1 protein-coding gene is annotated in these 1,213 nt (G+C 66.5%); it reads right to left on the bottom strand.

Features of this window, described 5'->3' with window-relative positions; genetic code table 11:
• Position 1 precedes the first annotated feature (1 nt).
• Positions 2–1,087 carry an IS630 family transposase gene (locus ABD481_RS46400; RefSeq protein WP_344672320.1) on the bottom strand — a complete coding sequence of 362 codons (1,086 nt, stop codon included), beginning with the start codon at positions 1,085–1,087 and terminating at the stop codon, positions 2–4.
• Between the last annotated feature and the right edge of the window lie 126 nt (positions 1,088–1,213).

Genomic DNA, 1,213 nt, shown 5'->3' with positions numbered 1-1,213 from the left:
GCTAGTGAGCTGAGTTGGAGATTCGGGTGCAGTAGTGGCCGATGGCGTCGATGATCTGCTCGGCGTTTCGGGTCCATCTGAATGGCTTGGCGTTGGTGTTCCACAGCATGATCCATTCCTCCAGGGCGCAGGTGAGTTCGTCGGTGGAGCAGAAGCAGCCGCGGTCCAGGCGGCGGCGCTGCAGCTCGGCGAACCACCGTTCGACCAGGTTCAGCCAGGAGGAGTAGGTCGGGGTGAAGTGCAGCGCGACCCGGGGGTGGGTCAGCAGCCAGGTCTTGACCGCCGGCGCGGTGTGGGTGGACAGGTTGTCGCAGATCAGATGGACCGCCAGGTCGGCGTCGACCTGGCAGTCGATCTCGGTCAGGAACGCGACGAAGTCTGCGGTGGCGTGTCGGGCGGTGACCTTGCCGATGACCTTCCCGGTGGCGGTGTTCAGGGCGGCGAACAGGTCGACGGTGCCGTGTCGGTGGTAGTCGTGTGAGCGGCGCTCGGGAGTGCCGGGGATCATCGGCAGCACCGGTGCGGACCGGGTCAGGGCCTGGATCTGGGGTTTCTCGTCCACGCAGAACACCGCCGCGTTCGTCGGCGGCGCCAAGTACAGCCCCACGACATCCCGGATCTTGTCGATCAGCTGCGGATCGGTGGAGATTTTGAAGTCCTCGGTGGCGTGCGGCTTGAGTCCGAAGGCGTGCCAGATCCGCACGATGCTGGACTGCGACAGCCCCACCGCGGCGGCCATATCGCGCGTCGACCAGTGGGTAGCCCCGTCCGGAACTTGTTCCAGGGTCTTGACCACCACGTCTTCGACCTGGGCGTCAGTGATCCGGCGCGGCACTCCGGGGCGGGGCTCGTCGCACAGCCCGTCCAGCCGATCGGCCAGGAACCGGGCCCGCCACCGGTTGACCGTGCCGCGGTTCACCTTCAACCGTGCGGCCACCGCGATGTTCGGGCCACCGTCTGCACAGGCCAGCACGATTCGGGCCCGCAACGCCAGTCCCTGCGCGGTGGAACGGCGCCGAACCCAGTTCTCCAGCGTCCGCCGCTCGTCAGCCGTCAACACCAGCGGCTCCAGCCGCGAATCGCCCATACCCGCAGCACAGCGCAGAATCAGGACCCCGTCACGACTCAACGAAAACCGCCACCACCGAGCCACGACCCCTGCTTCAAATCGCGACTCACGTGGCGACGGCCAAACATCAACTCAGCTCACTAG

The organism is Catenulispora yoronensis, assembly GCF_039531695.1.
GTDB classification, from domain to species: domain Bacteria; phylum Actinomycetota; class Actinomycetes; order Streptomycetales; family Catenulisporaceae; genus Catenulispora; species Catenulispora yoronensis.
Note: the sequence above shows the minus strand (reverse complement) of the source record. Positions and strands in the feature narration are given on the sequence as shown.